Raw genomic sequence first — 20324 nt, 5'->3', positions numbered from 1 at the left:
TCGTATGTCGAGCGATCACGCCGGTCCCAAGCCCCCCGCGAGCACGACACCACGCACGGGCGGCGCACCCGCGCCGAGCCACGCCGAGCGCTGCCGCACCCTCGCCGCGCAGGTGCGCTCGGGCACGCTCGGCACGATCGCGCGCGACCCCGAGGGCTACCCGTACGGATCGCTGGTCGCGGTCGCGATCGACGGACTCGGGCGACCGCTCCTGCTGCTCTCGAGGCTCGCCGAGCACACGCAGAACCTCGAGGCGCGCGCCGACGCGTCGATCCTCTTGAGCGAGCCGGCGGATCGTCATGCCCAGCGGCTCGCGCTCGGTCGCGTGACGTTGCTCGGACCGTGCCGCGTGGTGCCCGAGGCGGAGCGCGCCGAGGCGCGCGCGGTGTTCCTCGCGACCCAGCCCGAGGCGTCGTCGTACGTCGACTTCGGCGACTTCGCGTTCTACCGGCTCGAGCCGATCGCGCTGCGCTACGTCGGCGGGTTCGGCCGCATGTCGTGGGTCGGCGCGGAGGACTACGCCGCGGCCCAGCCCGATCCGCTCGCCGACGCAGCCGCGGGCATCCTCGAGCACATGAACGACGATCACGCCGACGCGGTGCTCGCCTACGCGCGCGCCCTCGCGGGGATCGCCGAGGCGAGCGCGGCGACGATGACCGCGGTCGATCGCTACGGCTTCGAGCTCGCCGCGATCACGCCCGCGGGCCCGAAGGCGGCGCGCATCGGGTTCGACGCGCCGGTCACCACGTCGAACGACGTGCGCAAGGCGATGGTCGCCCTGGTCGCCCGCGCGCGCAGCGCGGGTGGCTGACGCGCTCGGTCGAAACCGACTAACGTCGCGCTCCGAGATGTCCGACGAGTCGATCTCCTGGGCGCGCACGCTCGCCGACAAAGCGGAGACGATCGCCGCGATCGATCGACGGCTCCCCGAGACGCGGGTGCAGGCGCGCGCCGAGCGCTCGCTCGACGGCGATCTGCGCGAGCTGCTCGGCCCGCCCGCGCACGTCGATCTCGGCCGTGTGCTCGGCGAGGGCGGCATGGGCGTGGTGCGGCTCGGCACCCAGCGCTCGCTCTCGCGTCAGGTCGCGGTGAAGTCGGTGAAGGCGACGGGGCCGGAGCACGCCGCGCGCTTGCTGCGCGAGGCGTGGGTCACCGGCTACCTCGAGCACCCGAACGTCGTCCCGGTCTACGACATCGTGCTCGAGCAGGGCGCGCCGCTGATCGTGCTCAAGCGCATCGACGGCACCGAGTGGAGCACGCTGCTGCGCGATCCCGCCGAGGTGACGCGACGCTTCGGCGTCGCCGACGTGCTCGCGTGGCACGTCGGCATCCTCGCCCAGGTCTGCAACGCGGTTCACTACGCGCACACGAAGGGGATCATCCACCGCGATCTCAAGCCCGAGAACGTGATGATCGGCGAGTTCGGCGAGGTGTACGTGCTCGACTGGGGCATCGCGCTCTCGCTCACCCACGATCACGGCGGGCGCATCCTGCGCGCGGCCGACGCGACCGAGATGGCGGGCACGCCGGTGTACATGGCGCCCGAGATGGTGCTCGCGCCGCCGACCGGGCTGGACGAGCGCACCGACGTCTATCTGCTCGGCGCGATCCTGTTCGAGATCGTCGCGGGATCGGCGCCGCACCTCGCCGAGACGCCGCTCGCGGTGTTGCTCCAGGCCGCGCGCTCCGAGCCCGCGATCCCCGCGGACGTCGACGACGAGCTCGCGTCGATCGTGCGGCACGCGATGGCGCGCGATCGCGCGGCGCGATGTGCCTCCGCCGAGGCGCTCAAGAAGGCGCTCACCGCCTACCTCGAGCACCGCGGATCGTTGCTGCTCGCGCGCGATGCCGAGGCCCGCCTGAGCGCGCTCCGGGCGGCGATCGCCGGCGCATCGGATCCCGAGCATCGCGTGCGGGTGGCCGCGCTCTTCAGCGAGTGCCGGTTCGCGCTCGAGCACGCGCTCGCGCGGTGGCCCGACAACCCGGTCGCGTCGCGCGCGCTGCGCGAGGCCCAGCTCGCGATGGTCGAGCACGAGCTCGCGTCGCGCGCCCCCGAGCGCGCCCACGAGATCCTCGCGGCGATTGACGCGCCCCCCGCCGAGCTCGCGCAGCGGGTCGACGAGGCGCTCTCCCGCGCGTCGCGGGCGCGCGAGGAGATGGAGGCGCTCGCGGCGCGAGGACGTCAGGCCGATCCGACGATCCACCATCGCGCGCGAGCACGCATCAACCTGGCGTTCGGCAGCGTGTGGGTCGCGATCCCGCTCCTCGGGCTCGTCGGCGAGCGCATCGGCGCGGGCACCTGGCGCGGGCTCGCCGGGCTGCAGATCGTCCTCGCGGTGAGCGCGATCGTCGCGGTGGTGCTGGGCCGCGACTGGATCGTGGCGACGGTGTTCAACCGCGTCGCGCACCTCTCGTTCTTCGTCGCGGTGCTCGCGACCAGCGCGTTCCACGCCGCGGCGTATCTCGTGGGCCTCGACCCGGGCACGTCCGAGGTGCTCTCGATCGGGGTGTGGCTCGCCATCTCGGGGATGGCAGTGGTCGCGCTCGACGCGCGGCTCGGGCTCATCCCGCTGGCGAACCTCGTCGCGCTGCTCGTCTCGGCGCGCTGGCCCGACGCGCGTTACGTCGCGATGTCGGCCGCGCTCTTCGTGCTGCTCGTCAACGCGCAGTGGCTCTATCGCGAACAAGGCCGCGCGGCGGCAGCGGAGTGAGTCCCTGCCGGAGTGCTCGTCCCGCAGGTCCCGGACGGGAGCGCGCGAAGCGCGCGGACGGTAGGGACGGGCGGGCGAGCCGATTTTTCGACAGTCTTCGAATCGTGACGACCAAGAAGAACCCGAGCGCGCTCGACGAGCTGGAGCGCCTGCAGCCCGAGGATCGTGCGGCGTGGCGCGCGTGGCTCGCGAAGCACCACCGGAGCTCGCGCGGCGTGTGGCTCGTCACCTTCAAGAAGTCGAGCGGCAAGCGCACGTTCGACTACGAGCAGGCGATCGAAGAGGCGCTCTGCTTCGGATGGATCGACAGCAAGGCGTCGAAGCTCGACGACGAGCGCACGATGCTGCTCTACACGCCACGCAAGCCGAAGAGCGTGTGGTCCAAGCCGAACAAGGAGCGCGTCGCGCGGCTCCTCGCGGCAGGCCTGATCGAGGCGCGCGGGCTCGAGATGATCGAGCTCGCGAAGAGGACCGGCACCTGGGACGCGCTGAACGACAGCGACGCGCTCAAGGTCCCCGACGATCTCGCGGCGCGCCTCGACGCACTGCCCGACGCACGCGCGAATTTCGAGGCGTTCCCCAAGTCGACCAAGCGCATGATCCTCGAGTGGGTCCGCACCGCGAAGAAGCCCGAGACCCGCGCCGCACGCATCGAGGAGACCGCGACCTCGGCCGCGAAGAACGTGCGCGCGCGCTGACGGATGACGCCCGCCGCCGCGGGGACCATCTGGATCTCGGATGTCTGCGGGCGCGCCTCACGGAGCGACTCGGATCCGCGATCTCGGGCTGACGATCGAGGGCACGCCTCTCGAGCCGGTGTGCGCGCGTTTCCTCGCGGAGTGCGACGCGCTGGGGCTCCCCTTCCGGCCACGGCTCTATCTGTCGACGGAGTGGGGCGTCCCGTTCGGCACGATCGCGATCGCGATCCCGTTCTACCTCGCGCATCCCGAGCTCGCGCGCCTGCAGCTCGAGCGTTTCGGTCACGTCGAGGGCTACGCCGAGTACGACGTGCTCCGCTATCTGCGCCACGAGATGGGGCACGTCGTGAGCTACGCGTACCGGCTCTACGAGCGCGAGGACTTCGTCGAGCGCTTCGGATCGATCACGCGTCCCTACGTCGACGACTACCGCCCCGAGCCGTTCAGCCGCGCGTTCGTGCGTCACCTGCCGGGTTGGTACGCGCAGAAACATCCCGACGAGGACTGGTCCGAGACGTTCGCGGTGTGGATGACGCCGGGCCTCGACTGGCGTCGCGAGTACGCGGGATGGCCCACCGCGCTCGCGAAGCTCGAGCACTGCGATCGCACGATGCGCGGGCTGCGCGGGCGCCCGCCGGCGGTGCTCGAGGACGCGCTCGATCTGCCGGTGAGCGAGGTCGAGGCGACGATCGACGAGGTCTATCGGCCGCTCGATCACGAGTCGCTCCCGCCCGGCATCGAGGGCGCGCTCCGGACCGTGTTCGACGAGCTCGGCAACGACTCCCAAGCGCCGCCCGGCGGACAGAGCGCGGCGATGTTCATCCGGGCGCTCGAGCGGCACCTGCCCGCGGAGGTGTACCGGTGGACCGGGCACTTCCCGGAGCGCACGCACGCGCTGCTCCTCGCGATGGAGCGCATCGCGCAGCACCTCGATCTGCGGGTCCGGTCGGGCGACGAGGCGCGCTGCACCATCGCGCTCACCGCGCTCGTCACCGCGCTCGCCGAGAGCTGGGTGCGCAACGGCAGCTACCTGCCCTGATCGCGCGCGCGCGGCGCACCGCATGCGAGATCGACACGCGATCGGGATGCTCGTCGGGCTCGTCGTCGGCGCGGGCCTCGGCGTGGTCGCGCACGCGTGGCTCGGCGGTCATCCCTGGCTCGACGCGTTCGTCCACTACGTGACCGAGCCGCTGGGCGACGTCTTCCTGCGGCTGCTCTTCATGCTGGTGGTCCCGGTGGTGATGTCGTCGCTCGCGATCGGCATCGCGGGCCTCCGCGATCTGCGCGCGCTGGGGCGCATCGGGCTGCGCACGCTGGCCTTCACGGTCGTGGTCTCGGCGATCGCGGTGCTGCTCGGCATCGTGATGGTCAACACGATCCGTCCCGGCGAGGGGCTCGCGATCGATCTCGCGGGCGCGACGGCGATCCCGCCGGTCGCGGCGCCGGCCGAACGATCGGCGATCGAGCTCTTCGTCGAGCTGGTGCCGTCGAACGTGTTCGCGGCGATGGCGGCGGGCGACATGCTGCCGCTCATCGTGTTCGCGGCGCTGCTCGGCGTGGGCCTGGTGCTCACCCGCACGCCCGACGCGCGGCGCTTCGAGGAGGTGCTGCGCGGCCTCAACGACGTGCTGCTCCGGCTCCTGCAGCTCGTCATCCGCGTCGCGCCGCTCGGGGTCGCGTGTCTGCTCTTCACGAAGACCGCGCAGCTCGGCTGGTCACTGCTCGGACAGCTCGCGAGCTACGTCGGCGTCGTGCTCGGCGCGCTCGCGATCCAGCAGCTCGTCGTCTATCCGCTGGTGCTCCGAGGGATCGGGGGGATGAGCCCGCTCCGCTTCTTCCGCGGGGCGCGCGACGCGATGCTCACCGCGTTCGCCACCGCGTCGAGCAGCGCGACGCTGCCCACCTCGCTGCTGGTCGCGGAGCGCGAGCTCGCGCTGCCGCCGCACGTGAGCCGCTTCGTGCTCACCGTGGGCGCCACCGCGAACCAGAACGGGACCGCGCTCTTCGAGGGCATCACGGTGCTCTTCCTGGCGCAGCTCTACGACGTCGAGCTGAGCCTCGGGCAGCAGGTGATCGTGGTGCTGGTGTGCATCCTCGGCGGCATCGGCACCGCGGGCGTGCCCGCGGGCTCGCTCCCCGTGATCGTGATGCTCGCCGGCATGATCGGCGTGCCCGCCGAGGGCGTCGGGATCGTGCTCGGCGTCGATCGATTGCTCGACATGTGCCGGACCACGCTGAACGTCACCGGCGACCTCGTCGCCGCGGTCGTGGTCGCGCGAGGAGAGCCGGCGACCGACGACGGATGACCGAGCGTCCGCTCGCGTGGCGGCTACACTCGCGCCGCCATGCGACGCGATCACGAGCGCCGACTCCCACGCTTTCGCGCCTCGCTCCTGTTGATCGTCGTCGCCGCGATCACCGGCGCCGCGACCTACATGCTCGTGACCGGCCGCCCGTGGCTGCGCGATCTCGAGTTCTGGTTCTGGTTCGAGACCGACAAGCCGAGCGGCGCGCCGCTCGTCCTCGCGGCGATCGTCGCGGTGACGCTGGCGATCGTCGCGCTCACGACGACGCGCGCCCGCGAGCGCTTCTGGCCTGCGGTCGTGGCCCTCGGCAGCGCCGGCTACGCGCTGCAGCTCTTGCTCGCGGCGACCGAGGGGCGCGGCATGGAGGCGCTCCGCCATCACCTGCTCCGCAGCGGGCACGTGCACTTCCTGCGTGCTGCGATCGCGCACGGCGATCGTCCCGATCTGATCGAGCGCTACGTGTCGCTCGCGAGGGCCGGCGAGCTCGGCGCCTACGCGCCGACGAAGCCACCGGGGCAGCTCTTGCTCTACGTGTGGACCGAGCGCCTCACCCGCGGGCTCGCACACGGCGACGGCACCGGCGCGCGCATCGAGGCCTTCGCGGACGTCGTGGTCTGGGTGTGGCCCGCGATCGCGATGCTCACGGTGATCCCGCTCGCCGCGACGGCGCGGCGGCTGACCCGCGATCCCGCGCTCGCGCTCGGCGCCGTCGCGCTCTACGTGACCGCGCCCTCGGTGCTGCTGGTGCAGATGCACACCGACCAGGTGTTCTTCCCGCTCTTCGTCACGACCGCGCTCTGGCTCGCGACGATCGCGGCGCAGCGCGACGACGTGCGCCTCGCGGTCGTCGCGGGGCTCGCGTTCTCGCTCGCGGTGCTCTGCTCGTTCGGCCTCGCCGCGGCGGGGCCTCTGCTCGTCGCGACCGCGGCGGCACCCTCGATCTCGACGCGCCCGGCGTGGGCGCGCGCGCTCCGCCTCGCGCTCGGGATCGCCGTCGCGCTGGTGAGCGTGTACGCGATCCTCGATCTCGGCTTGGGGTTCGACGCGATGGAGGACTACGTCCTCGCGGCCGAGCGTCACGCGCGCTGGAAGCAGTGGGACGATCTCACCGACTCGGTGCTCTACTTCGCGTTCCTCGACACGACGGAGCTCGCGTACTGGATCGGCGCGCCGGCGTTCGTGCTCGTCCTGGCGGCGACGCCGCGGCACGTCGCGTCGCTCTGGGCCGCGGTGCCCAAGCCGATCGGCGCGATGACGATCGCGATGGTGATCGTGCTGGTCGCGCTGGCGCGCTTCGGGAAGACGAAGGCCGAGGTCGCGCGCCTCTGGCTCTTCCTGTTCCCGCCGCTCTGCATGATCGCCGCCGACGCGCTCGTGCGTGGCGCGCGCGTGCTCGGGACCCGCACGCGTCCCGCGCTCCTCGTGCCGGCAGTGGTGATCGGCGCCCAGGTGCTGCTCGCCTGGTTGACCAAGCAGCACATGGATTTTCATTGAGCGCGTGCGCGCGTCGCGCCGATCACCTCGTCGAGCGCGGCACGGAGCGCGACGTCGCGGGGATCGCCCGCGAGCGAGGTGCCCATCTTGTTCGTGACGTAGCCGTAGCCGATGCCGGTCGCGGGGTCGGCGTAGCCCATCGCGCCGCCCGCGCCCGGCGCGCCGAACGCGCTCTCGCTGCCGAACGGGAAGCTCTCGTTCGACTTCATGAACCCGAGCGAGAACTTCACCGGGCCTCCGAAGCACTCGTCGTGGAACCCGTGGCGCGCGGGGCGCGCCGGGGCCCTCAGCGCCTCGAGCGTCTCGGCGCGCAGGCCGAGCTCGCGCCCGCCGTTCGCGAAGACGCCGTACGCCTTCGCCATCGCGCGCGCGGTGCCCACGCCGAGCCCCGAGGGCACCTCGAGCTCGCGCACCACGACGCGCTGCGGATCGAGATAGAAGCTGGTCCCGGGGTTCGCGATCAGCGAGCGATGGAGCACCGAGCGCGGGCGCATCCCCGCGAGCAGGAACGAGAGCGGCATGCCGGTCCACACCCGCCAGGCGGCCGGTGGCTCGAGCGGTGCGATGCGCGAGTCGGGGAGCGACTCGGGCACGCGCAGGTGGAAGTCGAGGCCGAGCGGGGTCGCGATCTCCTCGGCGAAGAACCGACCGAGCGTGCGGCGCGCGGGATCGATCCGGCGCAGCAGCTCGCCCTCGTAGAAGCCGAGGCTGATCGCGTGATAGGCCTGCCGCTCCCCCGGCGGCCACGCGGCACGCTGGCGCGCCATCACCGCGGCGAGCCGATCGAGGTCCGCGACGACCTCGCGATCGACCGGCTCGTCGAACCCGAAGAGACCGGCTTGGTGCGCGAGGAGCTGGCGCACCGTGATCGACTCCTTTCCTGCGCTCGCGAACTCGGGCCAGTACGCGCAGACGCGCTCGTCGTAGTCGAGCCAGCCGCGCGAGTGGGCGAGCGCCATCACCATCGCCGCCATTCCCTTGGTGGCGGAGTAGACGATGACCATCGTGTCTTCGCGCCACGGCTCGCCGCTCTCGCGATCGCGCACGCCGCCCCAGAGATCCACGACCTTCTCGCCGTGCTGGTACACGCAGCACCCGGCGCCGATCTCCCCGCGTCGCGCGAAGCTCTCGACGAACGCCGCGTGAACGGGCTCGAAGCCCGCGCTCACCCCGCCCTGGATCGCGAATCGTTCCATGCCCGCGTCAGGTGCACACCGATACGCGGCGGGCCACTCGTGCCGGATGAACGACGCGTCGTCGTTCACGGCGCCGTCGCCGACCACGACCACGACCACGTCAACGACCACGATCAGGTCGACGATCACGACGGCCCCGGCGTCGTCGGCACACGTCGTCGTCGACGTCGACGTGATCGTGAACGGCGACGGCGACGGCGACGGCTGTTCCCTACGACTCCCGCTCGTTCTTCAGCACGTCGCCGAGGAACGCGAACTGATCGAGCAGCGCGGGATCCTGACGTGCGTGGTACTTCACCGCCGCGTGCAGCTCGAGCATCGCGCTCCACGCCTCGCCCTGCTTGACGAGGCGCGCATCGGAGAGCGGACGCAGCGCGCGCGACTGCTTCGCGACGAGCTCGCGCTCGCGCTCCGCCGCCTTCTCGGCCTGGGCACCGAGCCGCGTGAGCTTGGCGAGCGTGAGCCCCGGCACCTTGAGCTTCGGTGTCGCCTCCCAGGTGTCGAGCGCGCGATCGAGCACGTCCTGCCAGCCCTCGCGCGGCTTCGGGACCCGCTGTCGCTCGTCCGCCGAGAGCACCATCGGCTCGCGCTTCTTCGCGGCGGTCTTCTTCGCCGGCTTCTTCGCGGTCTTCTTGTTCGACTTCGAGGCCTTCTTGCGGGTCGCCATGACGGAATTGCCCTCCCGAGGCGCGATCCTAGTCGCGCGATCCCGCATTTCTCAAGGAGATCTGGCCCGTTTTCGCGAACGGTCACCAGTGACCGTTCGAGCGGCCGACCCCGACCGCTCGAACGGTCGCCCCTTCGAGCCCCGCCGGTCCGCGGTCGCGATCGAGCGGCATCGCGCCCTCGCTCCGGCGGTCGCGATCACTTCCCGGTGCGGCGCCTGGCCTTGGCGCGGGGATGGAAGCGCTCGATCGCGAGGTCCACGATCTTCTGCACGAGGTCCTCGTACTCGATCCCCGCGGCGCCCGCGGCCATCGCGAGCTCGCTCGAGCGCTCGAGGTAGCAGCTCGGGTTCACCTCGATCACGTAGATCTCGCCGGTCGGCGCGAGCCGCAGATCGACGCGCCCGTAGTCGCGCACCCGCAGCGCGCGGTACGCGTCCACCGCGACCTTCTTCACGCGCGCCTCGAGCTCGGGCTCGAGCTTCGCGATCACCGACTTCGTGCCCTTGTAGACCGCGCTCTCGGTCTCCCACTTCGCCGCGCGATCGAGCACGTGCAGCGCGCCCGCCGGCATGCCCGAGAAGTCCACCTCGATCGGCGGCAGCGCGATCGGCTCGGCGTTGCCGAGCACACCGACGTAGAGCTCGCGCCCCTCGATGTACTCCTCGGCGAGCGCGGCGTCGTTCACCTCGTCGTGGATCTTCAGCACCCGCCGCATCAGCTCGTTCGCGTCGTGCACCAGCGCGTGCGCGTCGATGCCGATCGACGCGTCGGCGCAGAGCGGCTTCACGAAGAGCGGCATGCGCAGGTTGCCGCCGGTCTCGAGCCCCGCTTCCTTCGGGAACACCGCGAAGCGCGGGTAGAGGATCTGCTCGTACGCGAGCAGCTTCTTCGCCAGCGCCTTGTCCTGGGCGAGATAGAACTCGCCGGGGCCTCCGCCGGTGTGCGGCACCCGCAGCAGATCGTAGACGCCCGCCGCGGGCACCTCGAGCAAGAGGTCGTCGGCGAACATCTCGAGCAGGTTAAAGACGAGGTCTGGGCGGTGATCGCGCAGCTCGCCGATGAAGCGCTCGAGCTCGTCGTGCACCGGCAGCACCGAGACCTCGTGGCCCTTCGCGCGCAGCGCGGCTTCGACCTGCGGCACGACGACGTCGGGCGCGTCGCCCGTGGTCTCGACGTAGGTGAGGATCGTGACGCGCATGTCGCCGGGCGCGGCTGCAACGCCGATGCCCGTGTCGCATCTCGCCGGAACGACGGCTTCGTGCGCCGCGAGTCGTGCGTGATGGCCACGGCTGTGGCGGCGCGCGGCGATCGTGAGGCGCGCGCGTGGTGACCACCACGTGGCACGTCGATCGCTATTTCCCCGGCGGAGGCCTAGGAAATCATGAAGATCTCTCTCCCTGCGATCGTGATCGCGCTCGGTGGTGTGGTGAGCGTCGTCGCGCTCGTGAGCGGCGTCGCGGCGGGATGCGGCGCGCGTGCGTCGACGAGCTCGTCGGCGCCCTACGTCGCGGCGTCGACCGGCGACGACGACTCCGCGCAGGAAGGCGCGAAGCAGCCGTTCAGCCTCGACGCCGGCGTCGTGATCCCGATGCCCGACGCGGGCGTCGGCGCGTTCCCGCTCGATCCCAGTCCCTGATGTACTAGGCGACGCGATCGAGCTCGGGGTAGTGGCGGAAGATGCCCATCTCCGAGAACGCGATCCGTCGCGGCGACGCGAGGTACTCCGCGATGCGCGGTCTCGCCCAGGCGCGATCGCGCAGCGCGAGCAGCCCGGGGATCGACGCGCGCCACGACACGAACGCGCGCGGGAACGCGTAGGCGAGGCCGTCGAGCACGTGCGCGAGCGAGAGCTCGACGTAGCTGAAGCGATCACCGACGAGGTGCTCGCCGCCCCCGCGCGCGAGCACGTCCTCGAAGTACCCGAGGAACTTCGGCGCGCGCTGCCGCACGAACGACGCGGTCCGGCGCGCCGCTTCCGCCTTCTGCTCTTCGTAGTGGCGCTCGACCGCGATCGGATGATGGGTGTCGTGGGTCTCGGTCACGAGGTCCGCGATCGTCAGCTGGAGCTGCAGCGCGGCGACCCGCCGCGGGTGATCGCCGCCGCCGGCGAGCGCGCGATGGCGCGACGCGAGGTGATCGAGGATGCACGCGGTCTGCGCGATCACGAGCTCGCCCTCGGGATCGATCAGCACCGGCGGCGCGAAGGGCAGCAGGCCGCCGAGCTCGCCCTCGAGCACGCGCAGGATCGCGGGGACGCCGCCGCCCTTCTTCGCCGGGGTGCGCGCGACGTCGACGTACTCCGCGCCCGCCTCTTCGAGCGCGAGCCGCACGAATTCACCGCGCCCCGGGATCTCGGGCCAGTAGTAGAGCCGGTAGGTCATCGCTCGCGCTCGTCCTGGTCGTCGCCGGGCAGACCCACGATGCGCGCGACGTCGCGCGCGGGCATGCCGGGCACCAGGAGGAGCGAACGCAAGGCCTCGGCCCACGCGACGTGGCCGTGATCGGGCTGCGACTCGAGCAGCCGCTCGCACCACCCGCGCGCGTCCTCGAGCGCGTCGGGCTCGTCGAGCAGCACCTCGCGCAGCGCGACCAGCGCGGCCGCGCGCGTCCAGTCCGCGGGGCCGAGCACGAGCGCGCGAAGGCTCTCGCGGCGTCGTGATGCGAGCCAGGGGCGATGGCGATCCTGCGCGCCGAGCATCAGCGCGGCGACGACCTGGCGATCGAAGACCCAGGGCACCACGTCGGACCACGAGGCCGGCGCGGTCGGGTGGATCATCGCGGCGATCAGCTCGCTCGGCTCGATGCCATCGAGGTCGGGGGTGCCCAGCGCGACGCGCCACGCCTCGCCGATCCCGAGCAGCGGAGGCGCGTCGTCTCGCATCCGCGCCCAGAGCGCGCGCACCGCGCCGTCGATCATCGCGGAGATCGCGGCGCTCGGCGCGCCGAGCGCCTGGATCGGTCGAACGCCCTCGGCGCTCCAGAGCGACGCACCGAGCGTGCGATCGAGCGGCTCGAAGGGATGCGGCGTGGGCACGCGGCTCGCGGAGTACGCGAGCCCGCGCGCGTCGGCGGTGCCGAGGGCGCGCAGCGCGAGCGTCAGGATCGCGCTCGGCGCCTCGACACACGTCGTCGTCGTCTTGAGCGTCATCGGTGGGGCCTCGCGCAGGCTCGCGAGCACGTTCGTCGACGCATCGCCCATCGGCGCGGCGAGCGCGTGACCGAGCGCGAGCCGGCGCACCGCGTCGTAGCTCGTGCGCTCGCCGAGGACCTTCGACCATCGACGCGGCGCCGAGGGATCGATCCGCTCGGCGAGCACCTCGAGCGCGATCGCCTCTTCGCGCGTCGGGCTCGCCGCGCGCTCGAACCACGCACGCGCATCGTCGGGGCGCCCCGCGTCCCACCACGTGCGTCCGACCTCGTACGCGTTCTCGACGCGTCCGCCCGGCGCGCGCATCGACGCCTCGAACACGCGCGCCGCCTCGTCCCAGCGCCCGAGCGCGCGCAGCGCGAACCCGCGCGCGGTGAGCAGGTGCGCGCTCGTCTCCGCGCTCACCGGCGCCATCACCGCGAGCGCGCGCTCGTACTCACCGGCGCGGCGCAGCAGCGCGCTCGTCGCCATGCGCAGCAGCGCGGTGCGGTCGTCGTCCGGCGACTGGCACGCGATCAGGATCTCGCCGAGCTCGCCCCACGGCGCGAAGAAGCGCCGCTCGGTCGGGCGCAGATGGAGCAGGCCCATCGTGCTCGCGCCGAGATCGGCGTACGCGCTGAAGTACGGCGCGACGTCGAGCGCGATGCGTCGCTGCGCGGCGGCGCGCGCGATCTCGATCGCCCACGCGACGAAGGGTCGATCGGGCACCTGCGCCGCGAGATCGACCGCGCGCGGGAACGCGCCCGCGAGATCGCCGCTCACCCACGACGCGCGGGCGCGCGCCGCGACGTCACCGGCGAATCCGTCCTTCGCGAAGAGCGGCGCGGGATCGCCGTCGCGCTTGCCGAAGAAGCGCGCGATCGCCGCGCCGAGCCCGGGCGCCGGCAGCGCGTTGAGGTGATCGACGAGCGCGAGCGCGCCGGGATCGAGCGGGTCGAGCGCGATCGCGGCTGCGGCATGATGCGCCGCGTGCTGGGGGTCGCCCTGCTCCAGCGCGCGCCGAGCGAGGGCGATCTCGTGCCTGACCGAGGCCACGTGTCGACTCTACACGCGCCGGCGCGCGGCGCGTTCTGCCGCGTGGGATCCGGGCCCGCGTGACGATTCGCCTTCGGTGGGCACACGCCGTGGACCTCGGAAACGCGCGCGTCACGACGGGGGATCCCTCGCGAGATCGCTCGCAGATCCGGACCCGCACAGGTCCCTCGCGACGCGCTGCGTCGAAACGCGCAGCTCCGGCGCGGCACTCTGGATGCACCGCGTGCCCTCCATGCAGACGAGACAGCGGTGGATGGTGGGTTGGCTCGCATGCGTCTTCGCGCTCTCGGGCGCGGCGAGCGCGAGCGCGCAGGAGGTCGTCGTGGACGAGGACACCGACGTCGTCGTCACCGGCGACGAGGACGTCGTGGTGCGGACCGGCGCCGAGGAGGCCGACGTGACCGTCACCGAGACCGGTGCCGGCGAGGACGTGATGGTCACGCGCACCGAGGTCGCGGAGCCGATCGACGTGGACGAGCAGCCGGTCGATCCGGCTGCCGACGCGCGGCCGAGCATCGGCTTCGTCGAGGCCACCGGCGGGTACGGCCTCAACTTCGGCAGGACCGACTACCTGCCTGCGGGCGCGCCCGGTGATTGGATGCACCCGATGGTGTTCGGCTACGCCTTCGGCGGCACCGCCGGCATCACGCTGGTGCCCGGCATCGCGCTGGTCGCGAGCTACGAGTTCTCACGCGCCGAGTCGCGCCACGGCGAGATCGACGGCGCGGTGGAGTCGGTCCAGGGCAGCGTCGAGGCCCACACCCTCACCGGCGGCGTGCGGTTCTACTTTCCGCTGCCCTACGGCGCGTTCCAGGCCGAGGTCACCGCGGGCGCGCTCCTGCCCTACGAGACCGTCGTCGAGGTGCAGTACACCGGCCCGCTCGCGCAGCTGATCGGCGAGCGAGGCTCGCGCATCGACCACTACAGCGTGGGCGTCGGCGGTACCGCGCTCTTCGGCTACGTGCTGCCCATCGGCGACGTGTTCTACTCGTCGTTCAACATCAAGGCGCGCCTGTTCGAGACCGAGAACTCGGGCGAGACCCGGGTCTTCAACAACTACGTCACCGACTTCACGACCACGCCGCCCACGGTGACGACGGCCGAGATCCGGTTCGGCGACGGAGGCGCGCAGCCCACCACGAACTCGCTGCAGGACGTGCGGCTCCAGCTCGCGCTCGGCGCGCGGTTCTGATCGATCGCGAGCGAGGCGAGCACGCGGGTGCTCGCCTCGCCTCATCCGCTGCGTCGCGGGACCGCGATCGACGTCGGCTGCTCGTTGACGCTCGACGGCAGGTCGAGCGCGTCCTGCGTCGTCGCGAGCTGCGCGATCGAAGGGCTGCTCGGCGGCGGCGGCGCGATCGAAGGAGGTGCGGGCGCCGGCACCCAGACGCCGGCGACGCTGCACTTCGCGAGCGCCTCGGCGAGCGCGCGACCGTCGGGGAATCGATCGGAGGGCTTCTTCTCGAGGCAGCGCAGGACGATCGTCTCGACGTCGCCCGGCACCTCGTGCGGAGAGCGCGTGCTCGGCGGCACGACGGGCTCGTGCAGGTGCGCGATCAACGTGCTCGCCGCGACCTCGCCCACGAACGGCGGACGACCGGTGAGCGCGTAGTAGAGCACCGCGCCGAGCCCGTAGACGTCGCTCGCCGACGTGGCGCGATCGCCGGTGATCACCTCGGGGCTCATCGTCGACGGAGTGCCCGCGACGGCGCCGGTGCGCGTGAGCTGTCCTCCGTCGGCCTCGATCCGCGCGATGCCGAAGTCGAGCACCTTCACGAAGTCGTTCTCGCCGCCCGCGGCGGTGACGAAGAGGTTCTCGGGCTTCACGTCGCGATGGACGATCCCGCGATCGTGCGCCTCCGCGAGCGCGCGCGCGGCCTGCGTCACGAGGTGCACCGCGCGCGGCGCGGGCAGCGCGCCGTCGCGCTTCACGAGCTCGGCGAGGCTCACGCCGCTCAGCAGCTCCATCGCGTAGTAGAGGAGCCCGTCCTCGGTCGTGCCGTAGTCGAACACGCGCACGGTGTGCGGGTGCGTGAGCCCGGACGAGAGGCGCACCTCGCGCTCGAAGCGCAGCATCGCGCCCTCTTCGTCCTCCTCGACCATCTTGAGGATCTTCAGCGCGACCTCGCGCTCGAGCCCGCGGTGCCACGCGGCCCACACCTCGCCCATGCCGCCCTTGCCGATGCGCCGGCGCAGCTCGTACTTGCCGATGCTGCGCGCCTCGTAGACCTCTTTGCGCAGCGACCACAGGCGATGCGACGCGATGACGACGATCAGCGCGGTCGTCCACAGCATCACGACGTGCACGCCGAGCGAGTTCACGGCCTGCGGGTCCGCGATCTGACCCTGCATGCGCGGGAAGAACATCTCGCCGACGAGCATGCCGATCGGATAGACGAGCGCCGCGCCCGACATCGGCGCGGCGTGCTCGCGCCACGGACGTGGGACGACGGTGGTCGCGGCGAGCACCGCGAGGCCGGCCTCCGCGTAGAGGCTGCGGAAGCCGCCGGTCATCGCGGACTGCAGCGTGATCGCGCCCATCATCACGTAGATGGCGCCGTAGACGAGGAAGTAGAACTCGCGGCGCGTGATCGGCGGGCGACGCGAGACCCGCATCGTCGTGATCGCGAACCACGGCAGCGGGAGCGCGCGGAGCGCGACCAGCGTCGCGACGTCGCCGTCGCCGCCGGTCGCGATGAACGCGACGTCCATCAGCGCGAAGAGCGGCCACACGAAGAGCCCGAAGAGGAGCGGCGCCTTCGCGCGACGGAGATTGCCGAGGTGCTCCCACGTCGTGACCGCACCATGCACGTCGCCGGTGCTGGAGCCGCCGGTGCTGGTGCTCCCGTGGGTGCCCCGTGACGTCACGACAGTCGGAGCATGCTCCATCCGGCTCGCGCGATCGATCCGTCCGTGCAGATGGGCTCCGAGTACGATGGCGGTGATGCGAGGTGCGACGACGGCGCTGGCGCTGCTCCTCACGCTCGGCGGATGTGCGAGCGCGCCTCCGATCGCGCCCTCGCGACGCGCGCTCGCGATCTCGTGCGAGGACGACCCACACGCGCCGTCGACGCCCGGGACGATCGTGCGGTGCGCGCGCGACGTGCACGGGCTGAGGATCGCGTACCGCACCACACGCGCGGGTGACGCTGCGGCGATCGCGACCGCGCGCGTGGTGATGCCTGCGAGCGCGCTCGAGGGCGCGCCGCACGTGGTGGTGGCGCACGGCACGGTGGGTCTCGCGGATGCGTGCGCACCTTCGCTCGCGCCGCCCGACGAGCTGGTGCGCGCGTTCGTCGCGCGAGGATGGCCGGTGATCGCGCCGGACTACGCCGGTCTCGGCAGCGCGGGCGTGCAGGGCTACGGCGACAACGACGACACCGCGCGCTCGGTGCTCGACGCGGCGCGCGCGCTCGCGACGTTGGTGGGCTCTTCCTCCAGCGCACAGCGCGCACCGATCGTGCTCGTGGGGCACAGCCAGGGCGGCGGCGCGGTGCTCTCGGCGCAGTCGATCGCGCGGCGTTACGTCGGCGACGACGCGACGATCGCGGCGGTGATCGCGATCGCGCCCGGATGGCCGGTGCGCGATCGGCTGGAGACGCTGCGCGATCCCGCGCGCCGACTGCGCGGAGGCGACGAGCTGAGCGCGGTCGTCGGCGCGATGTTCCTCTATTCGTGGCATGCACGCGCCTACGGTGAAGCGCGTGCCGGCGAGGGCTTTCCGAGCGCGCGCCGCGACGACCTGGTGCACGCGCTCGAGCGCGGCTGCGTCGGCTCGCTCCTCACGACGATCCCGCGCCTCGCGCCGACGCTCGGCGAGCTGGTCGACGACGAGCTGCGCCGCGCGCTGATCGCGTGCACCGACGCGGGTGAGTGCGACGAGCGCGCGCGAGCGATCCTCGAGTGGTCGCGCGCCAACGTGATGCGCGGCGATCCCGAGGGCGCGCCGATCCACGTGCTGCAGGGCGATCACGACGGCATCACCACGCCGTCGCGCACCCGCTGCATCGTCGACCACCTGCGCGCGAGCGCGATCGAGCCGCGGGTGTGCGTGATGGACGCGGATCACCTGTCGATCGTCCCGCGCGGCGTGGGCCACGCGATCGCGATCGCCGAAGCCGCGCTGCGCGGCGACGCCGCGCCGGCATGCGCGAACGAAGCGCTCCCCGAGTGCGTCCCGGAGTGATCAGCGCGCGAGCTTCGACACGATCGCGTGCACGCCGAGCGCGACGAGGCCGCCCGTCACGAAGCTCGCGATCGCGCCCACCGCGTCGAGCGTCGCGCCCACCACGACGAAGAACGCGACGAAGCTGACGAGACCGCGGACCAGCGCGCGCAGGAGCACCGACGCCGACGCGCCGCCCGCGTCGCGGTGGGCGAACACCGCGAGCACCGCGGTCGCGATCGGGAACGGTGTGAAGAGCCCGCTGCGCTCGGGGCCGATCACGCTCGCGAGCGTCGTGATCAGCAGCACGAGCGTCATCGTCGCGACGATGCGCACCGGGAGATCCCAGCGCGACGGGGCGCGCGGGAATGCCTCGGCGCTCGCACGCGGGAACACCCGGAGCACGAGCCACCACGTCGCGAGCGGCACGATCGTCGCGGTCGTGAGCGACGGCGGTACGGCGAGCAGCACCGCGGCCGCGACGAAGTACGTGGCGTAGCCGAGCGTGATCGCCCGTCCCCAGCGCACGCGCGGCGCGACGAGCGAGTACGCGAGCGCGAAGATCATCGTGGGCGCGGCGCCGATCGCGCAGGCGAACGCAGCGCGGGCGCCGAACTCGAGGCCCTGCTCGGCGATCAGCAGCGCGAGGATCGGACCGCCGACCACCGGCAGCGCCGCGAGGAACCCCGCGACCGCCGGGCCGAAACGCCGCCCGATCAAGCTCACCGCGGCGACGAACGCGGGCGCGATCGTGAGCTTCGCGAGGAGCAGCATCGACACCGCGCAGCCATGTAGCACGCGAATACCGCGGTATACGGAAAGACCATCGCGCTCGTGACGGGCGGACCTGCGTTCGGCCAATACCGATCTCGTGACCACGAGCCCGTCTCGCGACCGCGTCGCGATCCTCCTCGCGCTCCTCGCCCCGGCCATGGGGCTCGTCACCGCGTGCACCGAGCGCTCTCCAGGCGACGGTGCCGACTCGGGCCCGAGCATCTTCGACATCGACGCGAACACCGTCGTCGTCGACGCCGGCTCGGACGCCGCGCTCGATGCGCCGGTGCCACGCGAGCCCGTGGTCTTCATCGCCTCGGGCGCGCCGAGCGACGCGCCCGATCGGTTCGGAGGAGACGGGCGCACCGCGCAGCTCCCGGTGGTGCGTTATCCGGTCGACGGCACGATGCTGCCGCCGAACCTCAGCGGCCTCGAGATCCACTGGGAGCCCAACGGGCACACGCTCTTCGAGCTGCGCTTCGATCAGGGCGAGGACACCGTCCTCCAGGTCTACGCGCCGTGCACCGTGCGCGGTGAAGGATGCGCGCTCGAGCTCGGCGATCTGATGTGGGAGGTGCTCGCCGACGATCGCGCGCGCGGCACCTACGAGGTGCAGGTGCGCGGCATCGGCGCGGAGGGCACGAACATCGGCGAGTCCGAGCCGATCACGATCGAGCTCGCGACCGAGCCGGTGACCGGCGGGCTCTACTTCTGGTCGACCGATCCTGCGGCGATCCATCGATACGACTTCGATCGCGGCCACCGCACGTCGGAGCTCTTCTTCGACTCGGGCGACTCGGGCGGTCACTGCGTCGGCTGCCACGCGCTCTCGCGCGACGGCGAGACGATCGCGATCGGCTACGGCACAACCGGGCCGATCGCGCTGATCGACGTCGCGACGCGTGCCGAGTCGCGGCAGCTCGCCGCGGAGATGTCGTCGTTCTCGCCCGACGGCACCGAGCTCGTCACCGGTGGCATCCCGGGCTCCGACGTGCGCCCGCTGCAGATCGTGCGCGTCGATGGCACCGGTGAGCCGCTGGTGCTCGGTGAAGGCGCAGCGCCCGACTGGTCGCCCGACGGGCGCGCGATCGTGTTCACCGATCCTGCCGAGGCGCTGCGGATCACCGAGCGCGACGACGCGGGCGTGTGGACGACGCGCACCGCGCCGCTCGCACGCACCGGTGCGCGCGACGAGTTCGGATCGTTCGCGCCGGACTCGGAGTGGATCGCGTTCTCGCGCGTGACCCCGAGCCACCTGCCGGGCGGGATCGAGTCGCACGTGTACGTCGTGCGCCGCGACGGCGATGCGATCGAGCAGCAGCTCGTGCGCGTCTCGAGCGGGTCGCTCGACTCGATGCCGCGGTGGAACCCGTCGATCTTCCTGCATCACGGCCGCCGGCTCTTCTGGGTCACGTTCACCAGCAACATGCCGTTCGGCGTCGAGCCCGGCGATCGTCGCCGCACGATCTGGATGGCGGCGTTCGATCCCGGCGCGGAGGACGGCGATCCCTCGTTCCCCGCGTTCCGCCTGCCGTTCCAGCCGACGACCGGCTCGAACTTCATCCCGCAGTGGACGACCCGCGTGGAGCGCATGCCCTGCGACGACGACGGCGACTGCCGGCGGGGCGAGATGTGCACGGGGGGGATCTGCGTGCCGGAGATCATCTAGCGCCTCGGCGAGCGGCGCGTGGCGGAGGGTCCGGCGGGCCGGTACTCGCGATTGCCGTTCACGAGGCAGTGAGCGTCGGGAGGCGGAGGGTCGTTCGCGGCGCGCACTTCGTGCTGTGCCGCGAAGCGACCTGGACAGTCTCGACGAGGTGTCTGCGAGCGTCGCTGCGTGGGCCCGCCGGACCCTCCACCACGCGCCCGGTACCGCGGTTCTGCCGTCTCGCTTGGATGGGGTGAGGTGGCTCGCGACCGAGTCGCGCTGTTCGCGCGCCTCGGACGCTCGCGCGTAGCACCGCGCTGCGCGCGTGTGCGCGCTTCGCGCGAGGACTCGCGTCTTCGTGGAGCAGCGCGATCGTCGCAAGAGGGTGGGGCTCGCGTCGAGCTCGGAGCTCGTGATGCTCGCGCCGATCTCGTCGTCCTCGACGACGGGGCGACCGGTGTTGATCGAGCTCGTCTCGTGA

At 72.1% G+C, this 20324-nt stretch carries 19 protein-coding genes; 12 read left to right on the top strand and 7 right to left on the bottom strand.

Going from position 1 to position 20324, the window contains the following annotated elements; translation table 11 throughout:
• Positions 1-4 precede the first annotated feature (4 nt).
• From I5071_RS32720 to I5071_RS32695, 6 genes are all read left to right on the top strand, one after another.
• Positions 5-811 carry a HugZ family protein gene (locus I5071_RS32720; protein WP_236517199.1) on the top strand — a complete coding sequence of 269 codons (807 nt, stop codon included), beginning with the start codon at positions 5-7 and terminating at the stop codon, positions 809-811.
• 37 nt (positions 812-848) lie between these two features.
• Entirely contained in the window at positions 849-2711 is a 1863-nt protein-coding gene (locus I5071_RS32715) for a serine/threonine-protein kinase (RefSeq protein ID WP_236517198.1), read from the top strand.
• Positions 2712-2815: 104 nt separating this feature from the next.
• Entirely contained in the window at positions 2816-3409 is a 594-nt protein-coding gene (locus I5071_RS32710; protein WP_236517197.1) for a YdeI/OmpD-associated family protein, read from the top strand.
• Positions 3410-3449: 40 nt separating this feature from the next.
• On the top strand, positions 3450-4448 hold the full coding sequence (locus I5071_RS32705) for a hypothetical protein (RefSeq protein ID WP_236517196.1): 999 nt from the start codon (positions 3450-3452) through the stop codon (positions 4446-4448).
• 22 nt (positions 4449-4470) lie between these two features.
• Positions 4471-5715: a dicarboxylate/amino acid:cation symporter gene (locus tag I5071_RS32700; protein WP_236517195.1), complete on the top strand. Its 1245-nt coding sequence runs from the start codon at positions 4471-4473 to the stop codon at positions 5713-5715.
• A gap of 39 nt (positions 5716-5754) precedes the next feature.
• Positions 5755-7209: a hypothetical protein gene (locus I5071_RS32695; protein ID WP_236517194.1), complete on the top strand. Its 1455-nt coding sequence runs from the start codon at positions 5755-5757 to the stop codon at positions 7207-7209.
• On the opposite strand, the gene I5071_RS32690 is transcribed toward I5071_RS32695, so the two are convergent.
• The 3 genes from I5071_RS32690 to I5071_RS32680 all read right to left on the bottom strand — a co-directional run bounded on the left by I5071_RS32690 (position 7203) and on the right by I5071_RS32680 (position 10082).
• Complete coding sequence (locus I5071_RS32690; RefSeq protein ID WP_419249675.1) at positions 7203-8405, bottom strand: serine hydrolase domain-containing protein; 1203 nt, start codon at positions 8403-8405, stop codon at positions 7203-7205. The two genes, I5071_RS32695 and I5071_RS32690, sit on opposite strands and share 7 nt — an antisense overlap.
• Before the next feature lie 211 nt (positions 8406-8616).
• Positions 8617-9072, bottom strand: a complete 456-nt coding sequence (locus I5071_RS32685) for a hypothetical protein (protein WP_236517192.1) — start codon at positions 9070-9072, stop codon at positions 8617-8619.
• A gap of 197 nt (positions 9073-9269) precedes the next feature.
• Entirely contained in the window at positions 9270-10082 is an 813-nt protein-coding gene (locus I5071_RS32680) for a D-alanine--D-alanine ligase family protein (protein WP_236517191.1), read from the bottom strand.
• A gap of 30 nt (positions 10083-10112) precedes the next feature.
• On the opposite strand from I5071_RS32680, the gene I5071_RS32675 reads away from it, so the two are divergent.
• Together I5071_RS32675 and I5071_RS32670 are read left to right on the top strand one after the other, a co-directional pair.
• Positions 10113-10403 carry a hypothetical protein gene (locus I5071_RS32675; protein ID WP_236517190.1) on the top strand — a complete coding sequence of 97 codons (291 nt, stop codon included), beginning with the start codon at positions 10113-10115 and terminating at the stop codon, positions 10401-10403.
• A 51-nt stretch (positions 10404-10454) separates the two neighbouring features.
• Positions 10455-10709, top strand: a complete 255-nt coding sequence (locus I5071_RS32670) for a hypothetical protein (RefSeq protein WP_236517189.1) — start codon at positions 10455-10457, stop codon at positions 10707-10709.
• A 4-nt stretch (positions 10710-10713) separates the two neighbouring features.
• Here the strand turns inward: I5071_RS32670 and I5071_RS32665 are convergent, their stop codons facing one another.
• Positions 10714-11454, bottom strand: coding sequence for a glutathione S-transferase family protein (locus I5071_RS32665; RefSeq protein WP_236517188.1), 741 nt, complete (start codon positions 11452-11454; stop codon positions 10714-10716).
• Positions 11451-13256, bottom strand: a complete 1806-nt coding sequence (locus I5071_RS32660; protein ID WP_236517187.1) for a tetratricopeptide repeat protein — start codon at positions 13254-13256, stop codon at positions 11451-11453. The genes I5071_RS32665 and I5071_RS32660 overlap by 4 nt, the downstream gene beginning before the upstream one ends.
• Positions 13257-13509: 253 nt before the next feature.
• On the opposite strand from I5071_RS32660, the gene I5071_RS32655 reads away from it, so the two are divergent.
• Entirely contained in the window at positions 13510-14448 is a 939-nt protein-coding gene (locus tag I5071_RS32655) for a hypothetical protein (protein WP_236517186.1), read from the top strand.
• Positions 14449-14489: 41 nt separating this feature from the next.
• On the opposite strand, the gene I5071_RS32650 is transcribed toward I5071_RS32655, so the two are convergent.
• Positions 14490-16124, bottom strand: a complete 1635-nt coding sequence (locus I5071_RS32650; RefSeq protein ID WP_236517185.1) for a serine/threonine-protein kinase — start codon at positions 16122-16124, stop codon at positions 14490-14492.
• 76 nt (positions 16125-16200) lie between these two features.
• Here I5071_RS32650 and I5071_RS32645 point away from each other — a divergent pair, with 76 nt between their 5' ends.
• On the top strand, positions 16201-17442 hold the full coding sequence (locus tag I5071_RS32645) for an alpha/beta fold hydrolase (protein ID WP_236517184.1): 1242 nt from the start codon (positions 16201-16203) through the stop codon (positions 17440-17442).
• Here the strand turns inward: I5071_RS32645 and I5071_RS32640 are convergent, their stop codons facing one another.
• Positions 17443-18201, bottom strand: a complete 759-nt coding sequence (locus tag I5071_RS32640; protein WP_236517183.1) for a hypothetical protein — start codon at positions 18199-18201, stop codon at positions 17443-17445.
• A gap of 151 nt (positions 18202-18352) precedes the next feature.
• Here I5071_RS32640 and I5071_RS32635 point away from each other — a divergent pair, with 151 nt between their 5' ends.
• Positions 18353-19864, top strand: a complete 1512-nt coding sequence (locus tag I5071_RS32635) for a TolB family protein (protein ID WP_236517182.1) — start codon at positions 18353-18355, stop codon at positions 19862-19864.
• A gap of 337 nt (positions 19865-20201) precedes the next feature.
• Positions 20202-20324: a hypothetical protein gene (locus tag I5071_RS46705; RefSeq protein ID WP_268921170.1), complete on the top strand. Its 123-nt coding sequence runs from the start codon at positions 20202-20204 to the stop codon at positions 20322-20324.

The organism is Sandaracinus amylolyticus (assembly GCF_021631985.1).
In the GTDB taxonomy this organism is placed as follows: Bacteria; Myxococcota_A; Polyangia; order Polyangiales; family Sandaracinaceae; genus Sandaracinus; species Sandaracinus amylolyticus_A.
The sequence above is the reverse complement of the archived record's forward strand: the minus strand, read 5'-3'. Positions and strand labels throughout refer to the sequence as shown.